Below are 22257 nucleotides of genomic sequence, written 5' to 3'. Positions count from 1 at the left end.
ACAGCGGTCGGGTACCCCGGCCTGCGGAATGTAGGGCCCCCGGCCCGGGTCACTGCTCCAGCCGGGCGACCCTGCCCTGCTCCCCCGCCGCCCAGCAGCCCCGGTCGGGCGTGCAGTCGACGGTGTCGTACGAGCCCGTGTCGACGGTGCGCCAGGTACGGCCGCCGTCGGTGGTCAGGTCGGTGCCGGTGGGGCCGACGGCGAGGGCGGCGGTGCGGCTGTGCGGGATCCAGGCGACGCCGGAACGGTAGGCCGGCGGGGGCCCCGCCGCCGGGCGCCAGCCGCGGCCGCCGTCCGTGGTGCGCGCGGCGGCGTCGGGCGAGGGCAGGCCGGGGGTGAAGTCACCGCCGACGGCCAGGCCGTGGTGGCGGTCGCGGAAGGCGAGGGCGAAGACGCCGCGCGCCGGGTCGCCGGCGGGGACCGGCGCGTCGGTGGCCGTCCAGGTGCGGCCTCGGTCGGCGGAGTGCAGCACGCGGGCTCGGTCCGCTCCCCCGGTGGCCAGCCAGACGTCCTTCGGCCCGGACGACACCAGGCACTGGCCGCTCGCGGCGAACCCGGCCTCGCCCTCCAGCGCCGGGGGCATGCCGGTGTCCGGGAGCACGGTCCAGGAACGGCCGCCGTCACGGGTCGACAGGATGCGGAACTTCCCGTCCACGGGGTCGCTCATGGCGAGGCCGTGGCGGTGGTCGAAGAAGGTGACGCAGTCGTAGAAGGCGCGGGGGTCCGGGTTGCGGAAGGTCTCGGTCCAGGTGGTTCCGCCGTCGGCGGTGCGGTAGACGCGGGAGTCCTCGCCCTCCCCGATCGCCAGCACCACGGCCCGGCGCGCGTCGAACGCCTCGACGTCCCGGAACTGCAACTCCCCCGCGCCGGGCGGCGAGACGTCCCGCCAGGTCCTCCCGCCGTCGGTGGTGCGCAGCACGGTGCCGAGGGTTCCGGCCACCCACGCGGTGTCCCGGCTGACGGCGGCCAGACCGCGGAACCGCACGTCGGGGGCGACGCCGGTGTCCTTCAACGACCAGTGCGGGGCGTGCTCCTGGTGCGCCGGGCCCTGCGCCCGGGCGGGTACGGCGGTGAGCGCGGCGAGTGCCGCCGCGCAGGCGGCCGCCGCCGTCGCCCGGCGGAGGCGCCGTCCCGTACGTCCCGTCGTGCCCAGCCGTCGCGTACTTCCCCAGCGCCTCATGGCGGGCGAAGCTAGCCCACCGGCGGGGCGCCGTCCAGAGCGCCCTCCGGCGGCGACGCCCCAAGCGGCCCGTGCGGGACGGGAGGAGAGGAGTGTCACTCGGGTGCATGAAGGCGGTGACAGAGGTCACTAGCACTTCATGCGCACGGAATGGCCGATTCCAGCGTCTCTTCAAGCAGCCGACAGCCACGAACCGCCCGGAAGCCAGCCCAGCCGTCACGAGGGAGCAAGGCGTTGTCCACCGTCATCGAGCAGTCCGTAGAGGCCCGCCTGGTCGCAGCAGCGCCGCGGATGCCCAACATCCCCGCCACGCTCCATTACGACGGCGCCGACCCGTTCGCCGTCCGCATGACCTTTCCCGCGCCCGCCACGCTCGAAGGCGTCGACGTGTGCTGGACGTTCGCCCGTGACCTGCTCGCGGCGGGCATGGAGGCCCCGGAGGGCGACGGCGACGTCCGGGTGCGTCCGTACGGCTACGGCCGTACGGTGATGGAGTTCCACGCCCCGGAGGGCACGGCCGTCATCCACGTCCGCTCCGGCGAACTGCGCCGCTTCCTGGAGGCGACGAGCGAACTCGTCCCCACCGGCCTCGAACACCTCCACCTCGACCTCGACCACGACCTCGCGGAACTGATGCGGGACGCGTGAGCTCACGGCGGACGGCCAGGCCCCGGGTGACGCGGGGTGCCTGGCCGTCCGCCGTTCGCCGGCCGTCGTGCCTCAGCGGCCCTTCGGCAGCGAAGCCGCCGGAGCCGCGTCGCGCAGGCCCGTCTCCAGTTCGTCGAGGATCGCGGCGAAGCCGGGGTCCGTCGGCACGGTCGGCACGGAGCCCGAGGCCGGGAGGAGCAGGTCCGCCGCCGTGGCGAGGGCGAGGGTCGTCGCGGTCGTGACGGAGACCTCTCCGGGGGCCGTGGCGCCCGAGAGGACCTGATGGGCCTCGGTCCGTAGGGCGTCCGCCCGGGCCCTGTCGGTGAGGACGTGGTCCACGGACGGGAACACTCCGAGCACCCGGTGCTTCTCGGCCCGCAGCACGCCCTCGGCGACCAGGTGCTCGCGGACCGCGTCCAGGGTGTGCCGGGCGTGCAGCGTCACCCAGGTGCGCCAGCCGTGCGGGAAGGACTCGCTGACCAGTTCGAGGAGCCCGTCAAGGACCGGGTCGCCGGTGCGGGAGTCCAGGTCGCGCGGGGTCGCGATGCCGTCGTCGTCGACCAGCAGGCCGCGCAGCGCGAGATCGGCCAGGGCGCCGGCCCGCACCACGGGGGCGGCCCGGGTGGGGTCGAGATCCCAGGCCAGCAGGCACAGGCGGGCCGGCAGGGAGAGCGGGCCGTTGGGCACGAGGCCTCCTCGGTGCGGGGACACGGGGTCCACGGTGTCCGTAAATCGCGTTGACGGCCGGTGGGGCCGCGCGTAACGTCGTCGGCGGTTCTGTTGCCGTCGATGGGAGAAGGACGTTGCTCGTCTGAGGTTCTGAGACACCGCCTCACACCGGTCAGGTGTGTGTGCCGCGTGCGACCTCGGCGTTCGAGCCGTCCTTGCGGTCCCTCCGCAACGGGGCTTTTCTCATGCCACGGATTCCTCCCCGGCTGCCGGTCGTCGTCCCGCGGTGTCTCGATACGCGTGTGCCCCTGATCGACTCCTGCAACCGCGGAGGCCCGCATGTCAGCTTCACTCACCTGTCACTCCCTCTCCTTCACCTGGCCCGACGGCACCGTCGTCCTCGAAGAACTTGACGCGGCCTTCGGCCCGGGCCGCACCGGTCTGGTCGGACTCAACGGCTCGGGCAAGTCGACCCTGCTCAAGCTGATCGCCGGGGAGCTGACCCCCACGGAGGGCACCGTCAAGGTGTCCGGCGAGGTGGGCCGGCTGCCGCAGACGGTCACGCTGGACACCGCGCTGCGGGTCGACGAGGCCCTCGGCATCGCCGGGAAGCGGGCCGCGCTGCACGCCATCGAGGCGGGCGACGCGGCCGAGGAGCACTTCGAGACCGTCGGCGACGACTGGGACGTCGAGGAGCGCGCCCTGGCCACGCTCGGCGAACTGGGCCTCGGCCACATCGGCCTGGACCGCACCGTAGGCGAGGTGTCCGGCGGCGAGTCCGTCATGCTGCGGCTGGCCGCACTGCTGCTGAGCCGTCCTGACGTGCTGCTGCTCGACGAACCCACCAACAACCTCGACCTGTACGCCCGCAGACGGCTGTACACGGCCGTCGAGAACTGGCAGGGCGTCCTGATCGTGGTGAGCCACGACCGGGAACTGCTCGATCTGGTCGACCAGATCGCGGACCTGCGCCCCGGCGGCATCCACTGGTACGGCGGCAATTACACGGCGTACGAGGAGGCGCTGGCCGTGGAGCAGGAGGCGGCGGAGCGCATGGTGCGCGCCGCCGAGTCCGATCTGCGCAAGCAGAAGCGCGAACTGACCGAGGCCCAGGTCAAGCTGGCCCGCCGTCGGCGGTACGGCCAGAAGATGTGGGAGCAGAAACGCGAACCCAAGATCGTCATGGGTGCGCGCAAGCGCGCGGCGCAGGTCTCCGCGGGCAAGCACCGCATCATGCACGAGGAGAAGCTCGCCGAGGCCAGGGAACGGCTCGACGACGCGGTGGAGGCGGTGCGGGACGACGACGAGATCCGCGTCGACCTGCCGTTCACCTCCGTGCCGCCGGGGCGCCAGGTCCTCACCCTGATGGATCTGGAGCCGGTGTACGGCGCCCGGGTGAAGGGCCTCGACCTGCGGGGCCCGGAGCGGGTGGCGCTGATCGGACGCAACGGCGCCGGGAAGACGACGCTGCTGCGCACCATCGCCGGGGAGCTGGCCCCGGTGTCGGGCGAGGCGACGGCGCACGTCCCGCTGCGGTTCCTGCCGCAGCGGCTCGACGTCCTGGACCCGGAGCTGACGGTGGCGGAGAACGTGGCGCGGTTCGCGCCGGGCGCCACCAACAACCGGGTCCGGGCACGGCTCGCCCGCTTCCTGTTCCGGGGCGCCCGCGCCGACCAGCAGGCGTCGACGCTGTCCGGCGGCGAGCGGTTCCGGGCGACCCTGGCGGCGCTGATGCTGGCGGAGCCCGCGCCGCAGCTGCTGATGCTGGACGAGCCGACGAACAACCTGGACATGGCGAGCGTCCGGCAGCTCACCACGGCGCTGGAGTCGTTCGAGGGGGCGCTGGTCGTGGCCAGCCACGACCTGCCGTTCCTGGAATCGATCGGCATCACGCGCTGGCTGATGATGGAGGGAGGAGAGCTGAAGGAAATCACGCCAGAAGCTGTCGGGTATTCCGCCTAGCGTCGACGGCATGACCCAGCAGGACAGCTTCATCGTCATCACCGGGGCCACCGAGAACAACCTCAGGGACGTCTCGCTCCGCATCCCGAAGGGCCGGCTGACCGTGTTCACCGGTGTCTCGGGGTCGGGGAAGTCGTCGGTCGTCTTCGACACCATCGCGGTCGAGTCGCAGCGGCAGCTGAACGAGACCTACACCTGGTTCGTGCGCAACCGGCTGCCCAAGTACGAGCGGCCGCACGCGCGGGCGCTGGAGAACCTGACGCCGGTGATCGTCGTCGACCAGCGGCCGGTCGGCGGTCACTCCCGGTCGACGGTGGGCACGATGACGGACGTGCACTCGGTGCTGCGGGTGCTGTTCTCCCGGCACGGCACCCCCAGCGCGGGCCCGGCGACCGCGTACTCCTTCAACGACCCGTCGGGCATGTGTCCCGGCTGCGACGGACTGGGCCGGACCGTGCGGCCGGACTGGGACCGCATCCTCGACCCGGACCGCTCCCTCGCCGAGGGGGCGGTCCGGTTCCCGCCGTTCGCGCCGGGCACCTGGCAGGGGCAGGCGTACACCAACAGCGAGGACCTGGACCCGCTCAAGCCGGTGCGCGCGTTCACGGCCGCCGAGCGGGAGTTCCTGATGCGGGGGCGGCCCGGCAGCAAGGTCACCGTGCAGGGCACGGGAGGCACCTGGACCACCGAGTACGAAGGGCTGGCCGACCGCTTCGAACGGCTGTATCTGAAGCGGGACCTGGAGGGGATGAGCCAGAAGACCCGTGACCTGGTGCGGGAGTTCCTCACCGAGGGCGTCTGCCCCGACTGCGGCGGCGCCCGGCTCGGCCGGGCGGCCCTGGCCTCACGGATCGACGGCCGGAACATCGCGGAGCTCTCGGCGATGCAGGTGTGCGACCTGATCCCGGTGCTGAGGGAGATCGACGACCCGGTGGCCGGGCCGGTCGCCGCTGCCGCCGTCGCCGCGCTGGAGCGGATCGACCGCATCGGCCTCGGCTATCTCTCCCTCGACCGGGAGACGTCCACGCTCTCCGGCGGCGAGGGCCAGCGGCTGAAGACGGTACGGCACCTGGGCTCCAGCCTGTCCGGGATGACGTACGTCTTCGACGAGCCGAGCGTCGGGCTGCACCCGCGGGACGTGCACCGGCTGGGCGAACTGCTGCTGCGGCTGCGGGACAAGGGCAACACCGTACTGGTCGTCGAGCACGACCCGGACGTCGTCGCGCTGGCCGACCACGTGGTCGACATGGGTCCGGGCGGTGGCGCCGAGGGCGGCACGGTCGTCTTCGAGGGGACACCGGCGGAGCTGGCCGCCTCCGGCACCCTCACGGGACGCTGCCTGGGGCGGCGCACGGAGGTGAAGACCGAGGTGCGCGCCCGGTCCGGCGAGCTGTGGGTGAAGGGAGCGGACCGGAACAACCTGCGGGACGTCACCGTGTGCTTCCCGGCCGGGGTGCTGACCGCGGTGACCGGGGTGGCGGGGTCGGGGAAGAGCACCCTGGTCGCCGAGTTCACCGACGCGCACCCCGAGGCCGTGGTGGTCGACCAGTCGTCCGTCGGCATCTCCGGACGGTCCACCCCGGCCACGTACCTGGGGATCATGGACACGGTGCGGAAGATCTTCGCGCGGGAGACGGGCGCGGAACCGGGGCTGTTCAGCTTCAACTCCACCGGCGCCTGCGCGACCTGCGGCGGACGGGGGATCCTCTCCACCGACCTGGCGTTCATGGACCCGGTGACCACCACCTGCCCGGACTGCGAGGGGCGGCGGTTCGGCGAGGAGGTGCTGCGGCTGACCGTCGGCGGGCGGTCCGTCGCCGACGTGCTGGAGATGACCGCCGGCGAGGCCTTGGACTTCTTCCACGACCCGGGCGTACGGCGACGGCTGCGCGCGCTGCGGGACGTCGGTCTCACCTACCTCACGCTGGGCCAGCCGCTGTCCACCCTGTCCGGCGGCGAGCGGCAGCGGCTGAAGCTGGCCACCCGGCTGCACCGGGACGGCGCGGTGTTCGTCCTGGACGAGCCGACGACCGGGCTGCACATGGCGGACGTGGACGGGCTGCTCGGCCTGCTGGACCGGCTGGTGGACGCGGGCGGCACGGTGATCGTGGTCGAGCACAACCTCCAGGTGGTGGCGCACGCGGACCACGTGGTCGACCTGGGTCCGGGCGGCGGGCGCGACGGCGGCCGGGTGGTGTTCGAGGGCACGCCGGCGGAGCTGCTGCGGGCTGCGGGGTCCTACACCGGGGAGCATCTGCGGCGGGCCGTGGGCTGAACCGGGTTACCCGTGGTTCATCTCATCGGGGCCCGGGGTGGTCCCCTCGGGCGGCGGACTGCATGATGGCGGGGCCGGGGCCCGCGGCCGGCCGGCCCCGCACGGGCTGAGACGCCCCCGAGAACCAGCACGTCCGATCCGAAAGGCGAACCCGTGCCCAGCAAGAAGGCCCTCGTCCGCCGTCCCGCGTCCAGCCTCGCCGAAGGGCTGGTGACCCACGTCGAGCGGGGGGAGGTCGACGTCGATCTCGCCGTGCGGCAGTGGGAGGCGTACACGGACGCGTTGCGGGCGCACGGCTGGGAGACCGTCGAGGTGGACCCGGCCGACGACTGCCCGGACTCCGTGTTCGTGGAGGACACGGTGGTGATGTTCCGTAACGTGGCGCTGATCGCGCGCTCCGGCGCGGAGTCGCGGCGTGCGGAGACCCTCGGGGTCGAGGAGGCCGTGGCGTCCCTGGGCTGCTCGGTGAACTGGGTGTGGGAGCCGGGCACGCTCGACGGCGGTGACGTCCTGAAGATCGGCGACACGGTGTACGTGGGCCGCGGCGGGCGCACCGACGCGGCCGGGGTGCAGCAGGTGCGGGCCGCGTTCGAGCCGCTGGGCGCGCGGGTGGTCGCCGTGCCGGTGGCCAAGGTGCTGCATCTGAAGTCGGCGGTCACCGCGCTGCCCGACGGGACGGCCGTCGGGTACGTCCCGCACATGGACGCCCCGTCGCTGTTCCCGCGGTTCCTGCCGGTGCCGGAGCCGTCCGGGGCGCACGTGGTGTGCCTGGGCGGCGACAAACTGCTGATGGCGGCGAGCGCGCCGAGGACGGCGGAGCTGTACGCGGATCTCGGGTACGAGCCGGTGCCGGTGGACATCGGCGAGTTCGAGAAGCTCGAGGGCTGCGTGACCTGCCTGTCGGTGCGGCTGCGGGACCTGTACGCCTGAGGGGCGGCGGGTCGGGACCTCGCTGGTCAGCGGCCTTTTACGGCGCCCTTAGCCTACGGCTTCGTAACCTACGGGTACGTAGCCTACGATGCCGTAGGTTGTCCGGCACCGCTCGCCGGCACGTCCGCATGTCCCCGTCCCCTGGAGCCACCCGTGACACTCACTCCTGCCCACATCGACAGCCCCTCCGTCTGGACCGACGCCCGGCTGCTGTACGCGCTGGAGGAAGTGGTCGAGAAGGAGCTCAACCGGCACCTGAAGGTCGCCAAGGACTGGATGCCGCACGAGTACGTGCCGTGGAGCGACGGGCGGAACTTCCCGGGCTTCTTCGAGGACGGCGAGGCCTGGGACAAGGAGCAGTCGAAGGTCACCGAGGTCGGCCGGATCGCGCTCGTGGTGAACCTGCTGACGGAGGACAACCTCCCCAGCTACCACCACGAGATCGCCTCCCTGTTCGGCCGTGACGGCGCCTGGGGCACCTGGGTGCACCGCTGGACCGCCGAGGAGGGCCGCCACGGCATCGTGATGCGCGACTACCTGCTCGCCTCGCGCGCCGTGGACCCGGACAAGCTCGAGCAGTTCCGCATGTCCCACATGAGCGAGGGCTTCGAGTCGGACAACCGTCACTCGATGCTGCACTCGATCGCCTACGTGGCCTTCCAGGAACTGGCCACCCGCATCTCGCACCGCAACACCGGCCACCAGTCCGGCGACCCGGTGTGCGACCGCATGCTGGCGCGCATCGCGACCGACGAGAACCTGCACATGGTGTTCTACCGGAACCTGCTGAAGGCGGCGTTCGAGCTCGCCCCCGACCTGACGATGCAGGCGGTGCGCGACGTGGTCGTGAACTTCCGCATGCCCGGCCACGGCATCCCCGGCTTCGAGCGCGCCGCCGCCCAGATGGCGATCGGCGAGGTCTACAACATGCGGATCCACCACGACGACGTGCTGCAGCCGGTGCTGCGCTTCCTGAAGATCATGGAGATCGACGGGCTGGGCCCGGAGGGCCTGAAGGCGCAGGAGGAGCTCGGTCTGTTCCTCGGCGGGCTGGACGCCGAGGCGCGCAAGTTCGACGAGAAGCTCGCCGCCCGCAAGGCCCGGATGGCGGCCCGCGCCGCCGGCTGAACCCGCCGGGGCGGCCTAACGGGAGTCGGTGCGCCGCAGGGCGTGGCGTTCCTTCTCCGACAGGCCGCCCCATACGCCGAAGCGCATGTCGTGCGTGAGGGCGTACTCCAGGCAGGTGGCGCGGATCGGGCACAGGCCGCAGATGCGCTTGGCCTCGCGGACCGAGCTGCCCGGCTCGGGGAAGAAGAAGTCTCCCCCGGTCTGCGCGCACAGCGCCTCCTCCTGCCAGGAGAGGTCGGGCGGCGTCAACGTGTCGGTGTGCATGGCCAAAAGCGTGCCCGAGCGTGAAAAACGTTCGATCAACGCGGCATCAACGCCGGGCCCCGGGGCGGCGGCCCCAACCAGGCGGAAACCGCGCGGCGGCCACGACGATGGCGCCCCGCGCCCCGGTCGCGCACGGCGGCGCGCCGGGCATCAGGTCTCGCGCGGGTCGCCCCTGAGCACCGCGAAGCGCGCGCCGTAGGGGTCCTCCAGGCGGGCCAGGCGGCCCACGCCCGGGATCGAGGTGGGGGACATCCGCACCCGGCCGCCCAGCTCGGCGGCGCGAGCGGCCACGGCGTCCGGGTCCTCGGCGCCGATGTACGGCAGCCAGTGCGGGCGGCTCTCCGCCGCCTCGACGGGGTCGTCGGCGAGCGGCACCATCCCGCCGAACGCGCCCTCCTCCTCCGTCCCCTGCGGGCTGACCGATGTGTAGACGCCGCCGGGGAAACTCACCGCGGACGTCTCCCAGCCGAGGACCGCGTGGTAGAAGGCGGCGGCGCGGGCGATGTCCGGCGTGTACAGCTCGGCCCAGCAGAGGCTGCCCGCCTCGCCGACCGACTCCAGTCCCGCGCGCCTTCCCGGCTGCCACACGCCGAAGGCGGCGCCCATCGGGTCCGCGAGGACAGCCGACCGGCCCTGCTCCCCCACGGTGACCGGCGGCGCGGGCACGCTTCCCCGGGCCTTGCGGACCGCGTCGGCGGTGGCGTCGGCGTCGGAACTGCGGACGTACACGGTCCAGGCGGCCGGGTCCTGGTCGCCGGTGAGCGGGGCGCAGCCCGCGACGATCCGGCCCGCCCGCTCGAGGAAGCCGTAGCCGCCGCCCTCGGGTCCCGCGGAGCGGTACGTCCAGCCGAACAGGGCGCGGTAGAAGGACGCGGCACCCTCCGGATCGGGCGTGGTGACGTCGATCCAGCAGGGCGCGCCGTCGACGAAGCGGGTGGTGAGCATGGTGCCTCCTGAGGGGAGTCCCGTCGCCTGCTCCGCCGAGTCTTCCACCCCCCACCGACAATCGCCCGTACGGCACCCGGACGGCCCGCGGCCGATCGTGGACCCGGGGTCAGGCCGAGTCCCTGCGGACCAGCGTGACCGGCAGCACCACCCCGGACGGCCCGGCGACGTCGCTCTCGGCGGGCGCGGTGCCGCGGTCCAGGTCGCGCAGCAGCAGGCGGGCCATCAGGCGGCCCATCCCCTCGATGTCCTGACGGACCGTGGTGAGCGGGGGCTCGGTCTGCTCGGCGATCGGCAGCATGTCGTCGAAGCCGACCACGGCGACGTCGTCGGGCACGCGCCGGCCTTGGTCGCGCAGGGCCCGCAGGGCGCCCGCCGCCATCAGGTCGTTGCCGGCGAACACCGCGTCCAGGTCGGGGCGGCGGGCGAGCAGGGCGCGCATCGCCCGTTCGCCGCTCGCGGCGGTGAAGTCGCCCTCTTCCACGAGCGCCGGGTCGGGGTCGGCCATGACGTCCCGGAAGCCGTCGAGCCGGTCGACGGCCGAGGTCTGGTCGAGGGCGCCGGTGATGTGCGCGACCCGGCGGCGGCCGAGACCGAGCAGATGCCGTACGGCCTCGCGGGCGCCGCCCCGGTTGTCGGTGTCGACGTGGCGGACGCCGTCCTCGCCGCCGTTCCAGTGCGGACGGCCGCCGAAGACCGTCGGCAGTCCGGCGCTCCGGATCAGTCCGGGCAGGGGGTCGTCGATGTGCAGGGAGAACACCAGGGCGCCGTCGACGTGCCCGCCGGCCAGGTAGCGGGCGACGCGCGCGTGGTCCTCGCGGTCCTCGGTGAGCAGCAGCACCAGCTGGTTGTCGTGGGCGGTGAGTTCCTTGCTGATACCGCGCAGCTGCCGGGCGAAGAAGGGGTCGGCGAAGACGCGGGTCTCCGGTTCGGCCACGATGACGGCGACCGCGTCGTGGCGCCGGGTGACGAGGCTGCGGGCAGCCTGGTTGGGGACGTAGCCGAGTTCGTCCACCGCGCGCCGGACGCGTTCGGCCAGGGGTTCGCGCACCCCGTCGGAGCCGTTGACCACACGGGACACCGTGGCCCGGGAGACCCCGGCCCGCGCGGCCACGGCCTCCAGCGTGGGACGTGGCGCGCTCTCGCTCACTTCGGGGCTCCTCACCTGGCGGTTGGCCGAAAGGATAGCCCCGACCGGCCCGGCGGCGAGAGCGCTCTCGCCGCGTGCGGGCCGTCCGTCAGTGCGCGTGCCCGGACTTCTCCTCCGAGGACGCGGTGTGGGCGTGCTCGTGCGGGTCGTAGCCGGGGATGGTTCCATCCGGTTTCCTGACCAGGAACAGGCCGACCATGCCCATGTCGGAGTGGCTCTGGACGTGGCAGTGGTACATCCAGGCGCCCGCGCCCACCCCCTCCCCCGCGATCACCTGGAAGCCGAAGGAGTCGGCGGGCCCGCAGATCTTGGTGTCGACGACCCGGGTGGGGTCGTCGGGCCCGGTGAGGATGCCGGTGCGGTTGTCCGCCCAGCGGTGACCGTGCATGTGGAAGGTGTGGTAGTACTCGCCGTGCGTGATCATGACGATCTCGACCCGGTCGCCCACGGTGGCCTCGAAGTCGGGCCCTGTGTGCGCCGGCTTGTTGTTGATCGTCATGTCGTTGAAGACGACGGTGTGGGTGGCGTCCGGCAGGATGTCGCCCTTGCGGCGCACGATCACCGGGCCGTAGAGCCCGTTGCGGATGCCTCCGGTGCCGTGCACGGTGCCGACGACGTGGTCGTGGTAGTGCCAGTAGCCGGCGCTGCCCGCCCGCCAGGTGCCGTCCTCGCGCCGTCCGGGCTTGTGGGTGCGCCAGGTGTAGGTGCGGGTGCCGCCGGGCTCGACGGCGCTCTTGTTCTGCTGGGTGCCGTCGCTGGAGATCTCGTAGTCGACGCCGTGGACGTGCAGGCTGACGGGGACGTCCATGGTGTTCTCGAACTCGATGTGCAGGGTGTCGCCCTCGTTGAGCTCGATCAGCGGGCCGGGGATCGTCGCCTTGCCCTTCTCGAAGCCGTAGCCCATCTGCCCGCCGTCGAGGCGTTCGGCGTACATCTTGATCCGGCGTACCTCGCCCCCGGCGGGCGCGGTCCTGGCCGTCGCGGCGGCGCTCGCGGCCTCCGATGCGGCGGACAACGATGTCGTCGCCACCGCGGCGCCGCCCAGGAGTACCCGTCGGTTGAAACCGCGTCTGTCCATGCCGAACTCCCCATGTGGCTGTCATGAACCTGTGAAACCGTAGCGGTCACCCCGGGGTTTATCCACACTCAGGACAAAGTTCGTTTCTTTGCTGCGATAGGTATTGGCGTCTGACGCAAAGAGGTCTAGCTTCCTTGTCGCTGTTGCTGCGACCGAGGAGGGGTGGGTGGCCACGTGCGGTCCACATCGCATCAAGAACCCCCGTATACAGGCGGGTTGAGCACAACGAGTACCTCGAACGCACGAAGGACGAGAACAAGACGACGCGCCTGGGCCGCCACCGTGGCCGCCGGTGTCGTCGCCGCCGGCCTGCTGTCGGGTCCCGCCGCCAGCGCGCGCACGGCCCCGGATCCGTCCCTGACAACGATGTCCATCAAGTCGCCGCCCGGCGGCGCCAACGTACGTGTGCTGCTGTTCCACGGCTCGGCGGCCGGCGGCGACGAATCGCCTCTGGTGAACGCCGGGATCGCGGCGATCGAGCGGATCGGGCTGACCGGTCCGGAGGACCAGCGCTTCACGGTGACCGCCACCGGCGACCCGTCGGTCTTCACCAACGACAAGAAGCTGAGCCGCTTCAACACGGTCGTGTTCCTCACCGGGGGCGGCGACGTCCTCGACCCGGAGCAGGAAGCGGGCCTCGAGGCCTACATGGAGGCCGGCGGCGGGTTCGTCGGACTGCACGACGCGGCCCGCGCGGAGCCGTACTCGGACTGGTTCACCGGTCTGATCGGCGCCCGGCCCGCCGCGGGGCAGGCCACGGTGCAGCGGGCGACCGTGGAGGTCGGCGACCGGGTGCACCCGGCGACCAAGAGCCTGCCGTTGGAATGGAAGCGGCCCGACAAGTGGCTGAACTGGGTGAAGAACCCGTCCGGCGACGTCCACACGGTGGCCCGGGTACGCGAGTCGACCTACAGGCCCGGCGCCGGAGCCAACGGCTGGGACCACCCGGTCAGCTGGTGCCGTGACTACGACGGCGGCCGCTCCTTCTACACCGGCATGGGCGGCACGGTGTCGTCCTACGACGAGACCGACTTCCGCGCGCATCTGCGCGGCGCCCTGCTGTGGACCACCCGCCTGGTGCGGGCCGACTGCAAGGCGACCATCACCGGCAACTACGAGGCGGAGCGGCTCACCCGGCCCAACCAGCCGGGGCAGAACGACCAGATCGGCGAACCGCACGGGCTGGTCACCGCGCCCGACGGCCGGGTGTTCTACATCGGCCGGGGCGGCGCCGACGCCTCGCAGCCGGTCGTCACCGACTGGAACGATCCGAATGTCGGCAAGGGCCAGGGCGAGATCCACGTCTACGACCCGGAGACCAGGAAGGTCACGCTCGCCGGGGCGCTCACCGTCTTCGGCAACAAGGGCGGCGGCGACGAGCTGACCAAGGTCGAGGAGGGCCTGCTCGGCATCGAACTCGACCCGGGGTTCGCGCAGAACGGGTGGGTGTACCTGCACTGGACGCCGCACTCGGGGATCGACCGGGACAAGCGCATGGCCGAGCGGCGGGTCTCCCGCTTCACGCTCGACCACGCCACCGGCAAGCTGGACCCGAGCAGCGAGAAGGTGCTGCTGAAGTGGCCGGTGCAGATCCACAGCTGCTGCCACGCGGGCGGCGGGATGGCCTGGGACTCCAAGGGCAACCTGTACATCGCCACCGGTGACAACAACTCCAGCGGCTTCAGCGACGGTTACTCGGGCAACAACCCGCAGCCCAACTACAAGGGCGTGTCCTTCGCCGACGCGCGCCGCACCGCCGGCAACACCAACAACCTCAACGGCAAGATCCTGCGCATCCACCCTGAGCCGGACGGCACGTACACCCTCCCCGAGGGCAACCTGTTCACCGGCAAGGAGACCGACGAGGGCGGCGGCAAGACCCGCGGCGAGATCTACGTGATGGGCGTGCGCAACCCGGCGCGGATCTCGGTCGACAAGGAGACCGACGTCCTCTACGCGGGCTGGGTCGGCCCGGACGCGGGCGCCCCGTCGACGACCTGGGGACCGGCGAAGTACGACACGTTCGCCGTCATCACCAAGGCGTCCAACCGCGGCTGGCCGTACTGCATGGGCAACAAGCAGCCCTACCGGGACCGCAATCTGCCCGACCCGTCCAAGCCGCTCGGCTGGTACGACTGCGACCACCCGAAGAACGAGTCGCCGAACAACGACGGCCTGGTCAACCTGCCGCCGGTGACCGGCAACAACATCTGGTACGCGCCGCAGGGCGGCGGTCCGGACTTCCCACGCGACGAGAACGGCGTCCCGTCCTACAAGCAGGACGAGGCGACGTACCGGCTGCCCTGGCTCAAGGGCGGCGGGCAGGCCGCGATGAACGGACCGGTCTACCGCTACGACGACACGAAGTCCAGTGACGTCAAGTGGCCCGCCTACTGGGACGGCAAGTGGTTCGTCGGCGACTTCTACGACGCCGACCAGCCGCGCAACGCCGTGCTGATGGACCCAAGGACGCAGGGCGACGGCGGTCTGCCGGTGCACTCGGAGTCCCTGAAGAAGATCGTGCCGGTCGGCAACGACGGCATCAAGAACCTGATGGGCTGGACGTTCGGTCCGGACGGTGCGCTCTATGTGCTGGACTACGGGCGTGGGTTCTTCACCTCCGACGCCAGGTCCGCGCTGTGGCGGGTCACCTACACGGGCGGCGGGCCGACCCCGGCCGCCGGCCAGCTGGCGAGGGGGACGCAGTGACACGACGACCGAGAGTGTGGGCCGCGCTGCTGGCCGGCCTGATGATGGTGCTCGGCCTGCAGGCGCTGCCCGCGGCCGGGCAGCCGAAGGCCGAGGGCGCCCGCGCGGCGGCCCAGGTCCTCACGTGGACCGCCGGCAACGACATCGACAAGTACCTGTCCGCGCCGGCCACCGCGGTGGCCGGTCCCGCGACGATCGTCTTCGAGAACAGTGAGGCCACCGGCAACACCACCGGCATGCCGCACACCCTGACGTTCGTCACCTCCGACCCGGAGCACAACAGCGACGTCCAGCTGAACATCCTGGCCAACCCGTCCGACGCGCAGGGCGGCCGGCACACCGCGGAGGTGACGCTCACCCCGGGCACGTACCTCTACCACTGCACCATCCCCGGCCACGGGTCGATGCGGGGCGTGCTGACGGTCACCGAGGGCGGCGGCGAGGACACCACCGCGCCCGAGGCCACGGCGAAGGTGAGCGGCACGCGGAACGACCAGGGCGCGTACGTCGGGTCCGCGAGCGTGACCCTGGAGGCCACGGACGAGGGGTCGGGCGTCGACCGGATCGAGTACGCGCTCGGTGCCGACGCCGCCTGGCAGCCGTACACCGCCCCGGTCGTGGTCGACCAGGTCGGCACGCACACCCTCCGCCACCGCGCCCTGGACAAGGCGGGCAACGTGTCGGAGGAGAAGAGCGTCGAGTTCACCGTCGTCGCCCCGCCGACCGACGACACCACGCCGCCGGAGACCTCGGCGACCGTGGACGGCGAGCAGAACGCCGACGGTCACTACATCGACATGGCGACGGTCACCGTCACCGCGTCCGACACCGGCTCCGGCGTCAACACCATCGAGTACGCGCTGGGCGCGGACGGCGCCTGGCAGCCGTACTCCGGTCCGGTGATGGTGCACGAGGCGGGCACGCACACCGTCCGCTACCGGGCCACCGACAAGGCCGGCAACGCCGCGCCGGACAAGAGCGTGGAGTTCACGGTCGTCGCCGCTCCCCCGCAGGACACCACCCCGCCCACGACCGGTGTCGCCGTGGAGGGCACGAAGAACTCCGACGGCGCCTACGTCGGCCGCGCCACGGTGACGGTCAGCGCCGACGACGGGCACCACGGGTCCGGTGTGGCACGCGTCGAGTACTCCCTCGACGCCGGGCCGTACCTGGCGTACACGGCACCCGTGGTGGTCGACCGGGCGGGCCGGCACACGCTCGCCTACCGGGCCACCGACGAGGCCGGCAACACCTCCGAGCCGCTCACGGTGAGCTTCACGGTGGTGTCCGGCGGGGTGCCCGCGCCGCCCTGCCCCGAGTACGACGAGCGGCTGACGGTGATCGTCGGCACGGTCGACTCGGGCGTGCCGAACCGCGTCACCAACAACCGGTGCCGGATCGGTGAGCTGATCGAGGACGAGAAGGAATGGACCTCTCAGGCGCTGTTCCTGAAGCACGTCAGGACCGTGATGGACGCGCTGAGGAAGGAAGGGGTCGTCGACCGGCGGGAGTACCGGGCGGTCAACCAGGCGGCCAAGCAGTCCGGCATCGGCACGCCCGGCCAGACCGAGGGGTACCGCCCCATCCTGGACGGCACCGAGGCGTCGTTCGCCAAGTGGGAGCAGGTGGGCGGCGGTTCGTTCAGCCTGAACCCGGACGGGTCGATCACCTCGGGCACCACCCGGGGCGGGCTCGGCATGCTGTGGTTCCCGGAGCGCACGTACGGCGACTTCTCGCTGAAGCTCCAGTGGCGTGACGACGCCCCGGGCACCGGCAACGCCAACGGCGGTGTGTTCGTGCGGTTCCCGCAGATCCACGACCACCCGGAGGAGTCCCGGCCCGAGTGGGCGGCCATCAAGTTCGGGCACGAGATCCAGGTGTTCGACTCGCCCACCGGCGACATGTACAAGACGGGCTCGGTGTACGGCTTCGACCGTGTGGGCCTGGCCGGCGCGGGCGTGACGCAGAAGGGCACCTGGAACGACTACGAGATCCGGGTGGTGGACCAGCACTACGAGGTCTACCGCAACGGCGTGCTGATCAACGAGTTCGACAACATCGGCGGTCTGGACTTCTCCCCGCCGCGCTCGGACGACCCGGGCACGGACGGGCGGCGGTACGCCTCCGGTTACATCGGGCTTCAGGTGCACGGCACGACGGACGTCATCTCCTACCGGGACGTGCGGATCAAGGATCTGTAGCCGGCTGTCCGGTGCGTGGGCCGGGTCAGGAGGCCGAGGGTTTCGGCTTCCTGGCCCGGCTCGGCTGCACCCGGCTGGGCTCGCCCGGCATCTTCGGGTACTCGGGCGGGTAGGGCAGGTCGCCGAGCCCGTGGTCCTGCTCGTCGCGGCGGGCGAGTTCCAGCAGGAGTTCCAGGGAGAAGGCGTGGTCGTCCATGTCCGCGTGCACGTCGCCGAGTTCGGCGAAGCGCGCGGGCATCGTCGTGATGTCGAAGTCCTGCGGACGGGCGACGCCCACCTCGTCCCAGCGCAGCGGCGCGGAGACGGGGGCGTGCGGGCGGGGCCGCACCGAGTAGGCGGAGGCGATGGTGCGGTCACGCGCGGTCTGGTTGTAGTCGACGAAGATGCGCTCCCCGCGCTCCTCCTTCCACCACTTGATGGTCACCTGCTCCGGCATCCGCCGTTCCATCTCGCGGCCCACGGCGATGGCGGCGCGGCGGACCTGGGTGAAGGTCCAGCGCGGCTCGATCGGCACGAAGACGTGCAGTCCGCGGCCGCCGGAGGTCTTGGGCCAGCCGCGCAGCCCGTACTCCTCGAGGACGGCGCGCAGTTCGTGGGCGGCGCGGGCGGCGTCGTCGTAGTCGGTGCCGGGCTGCGGGTCGAGGTCGATCCGCAGTTCGTCGGGGTGGTCGACGTCCGAGCGGCGCACCGGCCAGGGGTGGAAGGTGAGCGTGCCGTACTGGGCGGCCCACACCACGGCGCCCTCCTCGGTGGGGCACATCTCGTCGGCGCTGCGCCCGCTGGGGAAGGTGATGTGGGCGGTGGGGATCCAGTCGGGCATGCTCTTGGGGGCGCGCTTCTGGTAGAACCACTCGCCCTCGATGCCGTCCGGGTAGCGCTGGAGGGTGGTGGGGCGCTCGCGCAGGGCGCGCAGGATGCCGGGGGCGACCGCCTGGTAGTAGCGGGCGACGTCCAGCTTGGTGTAGCCGCGCTCCGGGAAGAACACCTTGTCCGGGCTGGACAGCCGCACCGTCCGGCCGCCCACCTCCAGCTCCACCGCATCGCCCATGCGGCCACGGTAGGCGCGGGGACCGGTCGCCGCACACCGGCCGCACCCACCCGGCGTCCCGAAGGGGCGCGGGGAACTGCGCGACCAGCCCCGACGGGCCGCACCCGGCACGCAACAATGCGAGGCGCCCCGTGAGCCTCAAGTACGACGCTGACGGCGAGGCCCGCCGAGAGGGTGCCGCCTGCGCCCACCCGTGCCGCCCCAGCGGCACGACTGCCCGCAGGCCACGGGGGCGGGCGCGGGGAGCTGCGCGACCAGCCCTCGACGGGCCGCACCCGGCACACGACAGGGCGCCGCACGCTCGACGATGCCGCGTCTCGAGGCGCGGAGCACCCTCTCCGTCCTTACAGTCGAGCCATGGACCTCCCGGTGATGCCGCCCGTCAAGCCGATGCTCGCCAAGTCGGTGGCGAAGATCCCGCCGGGCATGCAGTACGAGGCCAAGTGGGACGGCTTCCGGGCGATCGTGTTCCGCGACGGCGACGAGGTGGAGCTGGGCAGCCGTACGGGCAAGCCGCTCACCCGGTACTTCCCCGAGCTGGCCGAGGCGCTGCGGGAGCGGCTGCCTGAGCGGTGCGTGGTGGACGGGGAGATCGTCATCGCCCGCGAAGGGCACCTGGACTTCGACGCGCTGACGGAGCGCATCCATCCGGCGGACTCCCGGGTGCGGACGCTCGCCGAGCGGACCCCGGCGTCGTTCGTGGCGTTCGACCTGCTGGCCCTCGCGGACGAGTCGCTGCTGGACGTGCCGCTCACCGACCGGCGGAAGCTGCTGGTGCGGGCGCTGCGGGACGCCACCCCGCCGGTGCACGTGGCGCCGGCGACCACGGACGTCGAGGTCGCGCGGGGCTGGTTCGAGCAGTACGAAGGGGCGGGCCTGGACGGGGTGGTGGCCAAGCCGCTGGACCTGCGGTACCGGCAGGACGAGCGGGCCATGTTCAAGATCAAGCACGAGCGCACGGCGGACGTGGTGGTCGCCGGGTACCGGCTGCACAAGAGCGGCCCGGTGGTGGGCTCGCTGCTGCTGGGTCTGTACGACGCGCAGGGCGCACTCCAGCATGTCGGCGTGTCGGCCGCTTTCCCGATGAAGCGGCGCGCGGAACTGGTGGAGGAGCTGGAGCCGCTGCGGATGGAGGACGTGTCGGACCATCCGTGGGCGGCCTGGGCGGACGAGGCGGCGCACGCGTCGGCGCGGCTGCCCGGCGCGCCGAGCCGCTGGACGGGCAAGAAGGACCTGTCGTGGGTGCCGCTGCGGCCGGAGCGGGTGGCGGAGGTCGCGTACGACCACATGGAGAACGGGCAGCGCTTCCGGCACACCGCCCGTTTCCGCCGCTGGCGCCCCGACCGCGCCCCCGAGAGCTGTACGTACGCGCAGCTGGAGGAGCCGGTCCGCTACGACCTCGCGGAGATTCTCGGCGGGCCGTAGCAGTGGGGCCGTGGGTCAGGGCTTCATCAGCACCTTGACCGCGCCGTCGCGCTTCTTCTGGAACATGTCGTAGGCCTCGGGAGCCTCGTCCAGGGGGACGCGGTGGGTGGCGAAGTCGTCGACGCCGAGCGGGTCCTCGTCGGTGAGGTAAGGGATGATCTCGTCGCTCCAGCGGCGCACGTTGGCCTGCCCCATGCGCATCTGCACCTGCTTGTCGAACAGGGTGAGCATGGGCATCGGGTCGGCCATGCCGCCGTAGACGCCGGACAGCGAGATGGTGCCGCCGCGGCGGACCAGCTCGATGGCGGTGTAGAGGGCGGCGAGCCGGTCCACGCTGAAGCGTTCGGCCATCGGGCCGCTGATCTTGCGGGGCAGCAGCGCGGAGGCGTTCTGCACCATGCGGGCCGCCGCGCTGCCGTGCGCCTCGGTGCCGACGGCGTCGATCACGGCGTCGGGGCCGCGGCCGTCGGTCTGGTCGCGGATCGCCTCGACGAGTTCCTTCTCGTCGTCGAAGGAGCGCAGGTCGAAGGTCTCCACGCCGCGCGCCTTGGCCCGCCGCAGCCGTTCCGGGACCAGGTCCACGCCGAACACCCGCCCGGCGCCCTGGACCTGGGCGATCCGGCAGGCCATGTCGCCGATGGGGCCGAGGCCGAGCACCGCGACGCTGCCGCCCTTGGGGACCTCGGCGTAGGCGACGGCCTGCCAGGCGGTGGGCAGCACGTCGGAGAGGTAGACGAAACGGTCGTCCGCCGGGCCCTCCGGCACCTTGATGGGGCCGTACTGGGCCTGCGGCACCCGCAGGTACTCCGCCTGGGCGCCCGGCACCGCGCCGTAGAGGCGGGTGTAGCCGAACAGGGCCGCGCCCATGCCCTCGGCGGTGACCTGTGTGGTCTCGCACTGGGTGGGCAGCCCGGTCAGGCACATCCAGCAGTTGCCGCAGGCGATCTGGAAGGGCACGACGACCCGGTCGCCGACCTGGAGGTCCGGGACGGCCGCGCCGACCTCTTCCACGATGCCCATCGGTTCGTGACCGAGGATGTCGCCGGGGGTCATGAACGGGGTGAGCACCTCGTACAGGTGCAGGTCGGATCCGCACAGTCCGCTTGAGGTGACGCGGATGATCGCGTCCGTCGGCTCCTCGATCTTGGGATCCGGGACGGTCTCGACCCGTACGTCCCGCTTCCCTTGCCAGGTCAGTGCCTTCATCGCCGCCTGCTCCCTCCGTGCCGGCCGGTGTGTCACGCCGTGCGGGTCCGTGCGCCGCCCGTGCGGTTGCGTCCGGGTACCCGAGGCGCCGGGCACCGAACCGCCGATCACTGGGCCGATCGGCGGACTCCACCGCGCGGAATCCCTGCTGCCCGGGCAGCGGCGTAGACGATCGGAAAAGCGCACAATCGAATCAACGGATGACTGAGGACGGCCGGTGGCGACGGTGGGCACGGAACGAAGGGCGCGGCGACGGCGCGGCGGCAGGCGGGCCGGGGTGCTGCTGGCCGCCGTGCTGGCGGCAGGACTGGCGGCGGGCTGCACGTCGGGCGGCGACGGGGACGACGGACGCGGAGCCCGGGAGTCGCCCACCGCCACGCAGGGCGGGGCGGCCCCTCCCGCCCTGGCCGTGAAGATCGACAACGCGCCCGCCGCGCGGCCCCAGTCCGGTCTCGACGATGCCGACGTGGTCTACGTCGAACAGGTGGAGGGCGGGCTGAGCCGGCTGATGGCGGTGTACGCCACCCGGCTGCCCGAGTCGGTGGGGCCGGTGCGCAGCGCCCGCGAGTCCGACCTGGAGCTGCTGCGCCAGTTCGACGAACCCCTGCTCGCCTTCTCCGGTGCCCAGAGCAAGCTGCTGCCGCTGATCGACGAAGCGCCGCTCACCCCCGTGGACCCCACGTCCGAGGCCGACGCCTTCGACCGGGACCCCGGCCGGGCGGCCCCGCACAACCTGTTTTTGCGCCCGGACCGGGTGCTGGAGGACCCGCCCGGCGAGGCCGCGCTGACCACCGGCTTCCGCGAGGGCCCCGCGCCCTCCGGCGGGACGCCCGAGGAGGAGGTCACCGTGCGCTTCCCGGCGGCCCGCTTCACCTTCACCTGGTCGGACGCCGACGGGCGCTGGCAGGTGTCGATGGACGGCTCCCCCGCGACCACCCGCGACGGCGACCGGCTCACGGCGGCCACGGTGGTCGTGCAGGACGTGACCGTGCGCCGGTCCGGCTTCCGCGACTTCCTCGGCAACAACACGCCGTACACGGAGACGGTGGGGTCGGGGAAGGCGACGGTGCTGCGCGACGGGCGCGCCCACCCGGCGTCCTGGAGCCGCCCGGCCGCCGAGGACGGCACGTCCCTCACCACGCCGGACGGCGACCCGGTCAACGTCGCACCGGGACCGGTGTGGGTCCTGCTGACGTCGGGGCGCTGAGGGCGTGGCCGCCCGCCGGATCAAGGTGCTGAAGATCCGGCGTGCCCGGGCCGAAGACCGCGCTGTGGTGAACTCCTGGCCCGTCAGCCCGAGCCGCGGTGCGCACGCAGCCCGAAGGCATCCGTGAGGTGCTGGGCGACGCACACGTGGACTGCGTGCTGCGGCCGCCCTGGAGGCCGGGCTGCCGACGCGGCGCCGCAGGACGGCCGGCAGCCGCGGGACGCGCCTGCGG

The 22257-nt window shown here is 72.4% G+C and carries 17 protein-coding genes; 9 read left to right on the top strand and 8 right to left on the bottom strand.

Annotation, left to right across the window (positions count from 1 at the left end):
- Nucleotides 1-49: 49 nt before the first annotated feature.
- Nucleotides 50-1180 (bottom strand): oxidoreductase, encoded by a 1131-nt coding sequence (locus MTR79_RS12525; RefSeq protein WP_244790185.1) that lies wholly within the window; start codon nt 1178-1180, stop codon nt 50-52.
- Between the two features lie 234 nt (nt 1181-1414).
- Here MTR79_RS12525 and MTR79_RS12520 point away from each other — a divergent pair, with 234 nt between their 5' ends.
- Nucleotides 1415-1828 carry an SsgA family sporulation/cell division regulator gene (locus MTR79_RS12520; RefSeq protein WP_102637472.1) on the top strand — a complete coding sequence of 138 codons (414 nt, stop codon included), beginning with the start codon at nt 1415-1417 and terminating at the stop codon, nt 1826-1828.
- Between the two features lie 72 nt (nt 1829-1900).
- Here the strand turns inward: MTR79_RS12520 and MTR79_RS12515 are convergent, their stop codons facing one another.
- Nucleotides 1901-2515, bottom strand: coding sequence for a GPP34 family phosphoprotein (locus MTR79_RS12515; protein WP_086701305.1), 615 nt, complete (start codon nt 2513-2515; stop codon nt 1901-1903).
- 321 nt (nt 2516-2836) lie between these two features.
- On the opposite strand from MTR79_RS12515, the gene MTR79_RS12510 reads away from it, so the two are divergent.
- From MTR79_RS12510 to MTR79_RS12495, 4 genes are all read left to right on the top strand, one after another.
- Complete coding sequence (locus MTR79_RS12510) at nt 2837-4459, top strand: ABC-F family ATP-binding cassette domain-containing protein (protein ID WP_086701304.1); 1623 nt, start codon at nt 2837-2839, stop codon at nt 4457-4459.
- 10 nt (nt 4460-4469) lie between these two features.
- A complete protein-coding gene (locus MTR79_RS12505; protein ID WP_244790183.1) occupies nt 4470-6734 on the top strand; it encodes an excinuclease ABC subunit UvrA in 2265 nt (754 codons plus the stop codon).
- Between the two features lie 153 nt (nt 6735-6887).
- Complete coding sequence (gene ddaH / locus MTR79_RS12500) at nt 6888-7664, top strand: dimethylargininase (protein WP_048460174.1); 777 nt, start codon at nt 6888-6890, stop codon at nt 7662-7664.
- A 153-nt stretch (nt 7665-7817) separates the two neighbouring features.
- Nucleotides 7818-8792, top strand: a complete 975-nt coding sequence (locus tag MTR79_RS12495; protein WP_175447469.1) for an acyl-ACP desaturase — start codon at nt 7818-7820, stop codon at nt 8790-8792.
- A 15-nt stretch (nt 8793-8807) separates the two neighbouring features.
- Here MTR79_RS12495 and MTR79_RS12490 read toward each other — a convergent pair whose 3' ends face one another.
- The 4 genes from MTR79_RS12490 to MTR79_RS12475 all read right to left on the bottom strand — a co-directional run bounded on the left by MTR79_RS12490 (nt 8808) and on the right by MTR79_RS12475 (nt 12229).
- Entirely contained in the window at nt 8808-9056 is a 249-nt protein-coding gene (locus tag MTR79_RS12490) for a WhiB family transcriptional regulator (RefSeq protein WP_048460172.1), read from the bottom strand.
- Nucleotides 9057-9206: 150 nt separating this feature from the next.
- Complete coding sequence (locus MTR79_RS12485) at nt 9207-10001, bottom strand: VOC family protein (protein ID WP_244790181.1); 795 nt, start codon at nt 9999-10001, stop codon at nt 9207-9209.
- Nucleotides 10002-10110: 109 nt separating this feature from the next.
- Nucleotides 10111-11151, bottom strand: a complete 1041-nt coding sequence (locus MTR79_RS12480; RefSeq protein ID WP_086701297.1) for a LacI family DNA-binding transcriptional regulator — start codon at nt 11149-11151, stop codon at nt 10111-10113.
- An 88-nt stretch (nt 11152-11239) separates the two neighbouring features.
- Nucleotides 11240-12229, bottom strand: a complete 990-nt coding sequence (locus MTR79_RS12475; RefSeq protein WP_086701295.1) for a multicopper oxidase domain-containing protein — start codon at nt 12227-12229, stop codon at nt 11240-11242.
- Nucleotides 12230-12511: 282 nt separating this feature from the next.
- Here MTR79_RS12475 and MTR79_RS12470 point away from each other — a divergent pair, with 282 nt between their 5' ends.
- Complete coding sequence (locus MTR79_RS12470; protein WP_348538695.1) at nt 12512-14938, top strand: ThuA domain-containing protein; 2427 nt, start codon at nt 12512-12514, stop codon at nt 14936-14938.
- Between the two features lie 14 nt (nt 14939-14952).
- Nucleotides 14953-17139: a family 16 glycoside hydrolase gene (locus MTR79_RS12465; RefSeq protein WP_189366450.1), complete on the top strand. Its 2187-nt coding sequence runs from the start codon at nt 14953-14955 to the stop codon at nt 17137-17139.
- Between the two features lie 25 nt (nt 17140-17164).
- Here MTR79_RS12465 and ligD read toward each other — a convergent pair whose 3' ends face one another.
- Entirely contained in the window at nt 17165-18187 is a 1023-nt protein-coding gene (gene ligD / locus MTR79_RS12460) for a non-homologous end-joining DNA ligase (protein ID WP_086701291.1), read from the bottom strand.
- Nucleotides 18188-18544: 357 nt separating this feature from the next.
- Here ligD and MTR79_RS12455 point away from each other — a divergent pair, with 357 nt between their 5' ends.
- Entirely contained in the window at nt 18545-19612 is a 1068-nt protein-coding gene (locus MTR79_RS12455; RefSeq protein WP_189366432.1) for an ATP-dependent DNA ligase, read from the top strand.
- Nucleotides 19613-19627: 15 nt separating this feature from the next.
- Here the strand turns inward: MTR79_RS12455 and MTR79_RS12450 are convergent, their stop codons facing one another.
- The gene (locus MTR79_RS12450) at nt 19628-20818 is read right to left on the bottom strand and encodes a zinc-dependent alcohol dehydrogenase (RefSeq protein WP_102637459.1); all 1191 of its coding nucleotides are present in this window, start codon (nt 20816-20818) and stop codon (nt 19628-19630) included.
- A 217-nt stretch (nt 20819-21035) separates the two neighbouring features.
- On the opposite strand from MTR79_RS12450, the gene MTR79_RS12445 reads away from it, so the two are divergent.
- The gene (locus tag MTR79_RS12445) at nt 21036-22025 is read left to right on the top strand and encodes a DUF3048 domain-containing protein (RefSeq protein ID WP_244790179.1); all 990 of its coding nucleotides are present in this window, start codon (nt 21036-21038) and stop codon (nt 22023-22025) included.
- Nucleotides 22026-22257: the final 232 nt, after the last annotated feature.

The organism is Streptomyces sp. BJ20 (assembly GCF_022869105.1).
GTDB classification, from domain to species: Bacteria; Actinomycetota; Actinomycetes; order Streptomycetales; family Streptomycetaceae; genus Streptomyces; species Streptomyces griseoincarnatus.
Note: the sequence above shows the minus strand (reverse complement) of the source record. Positions and strands in the feature narration are given on the sequence as shown.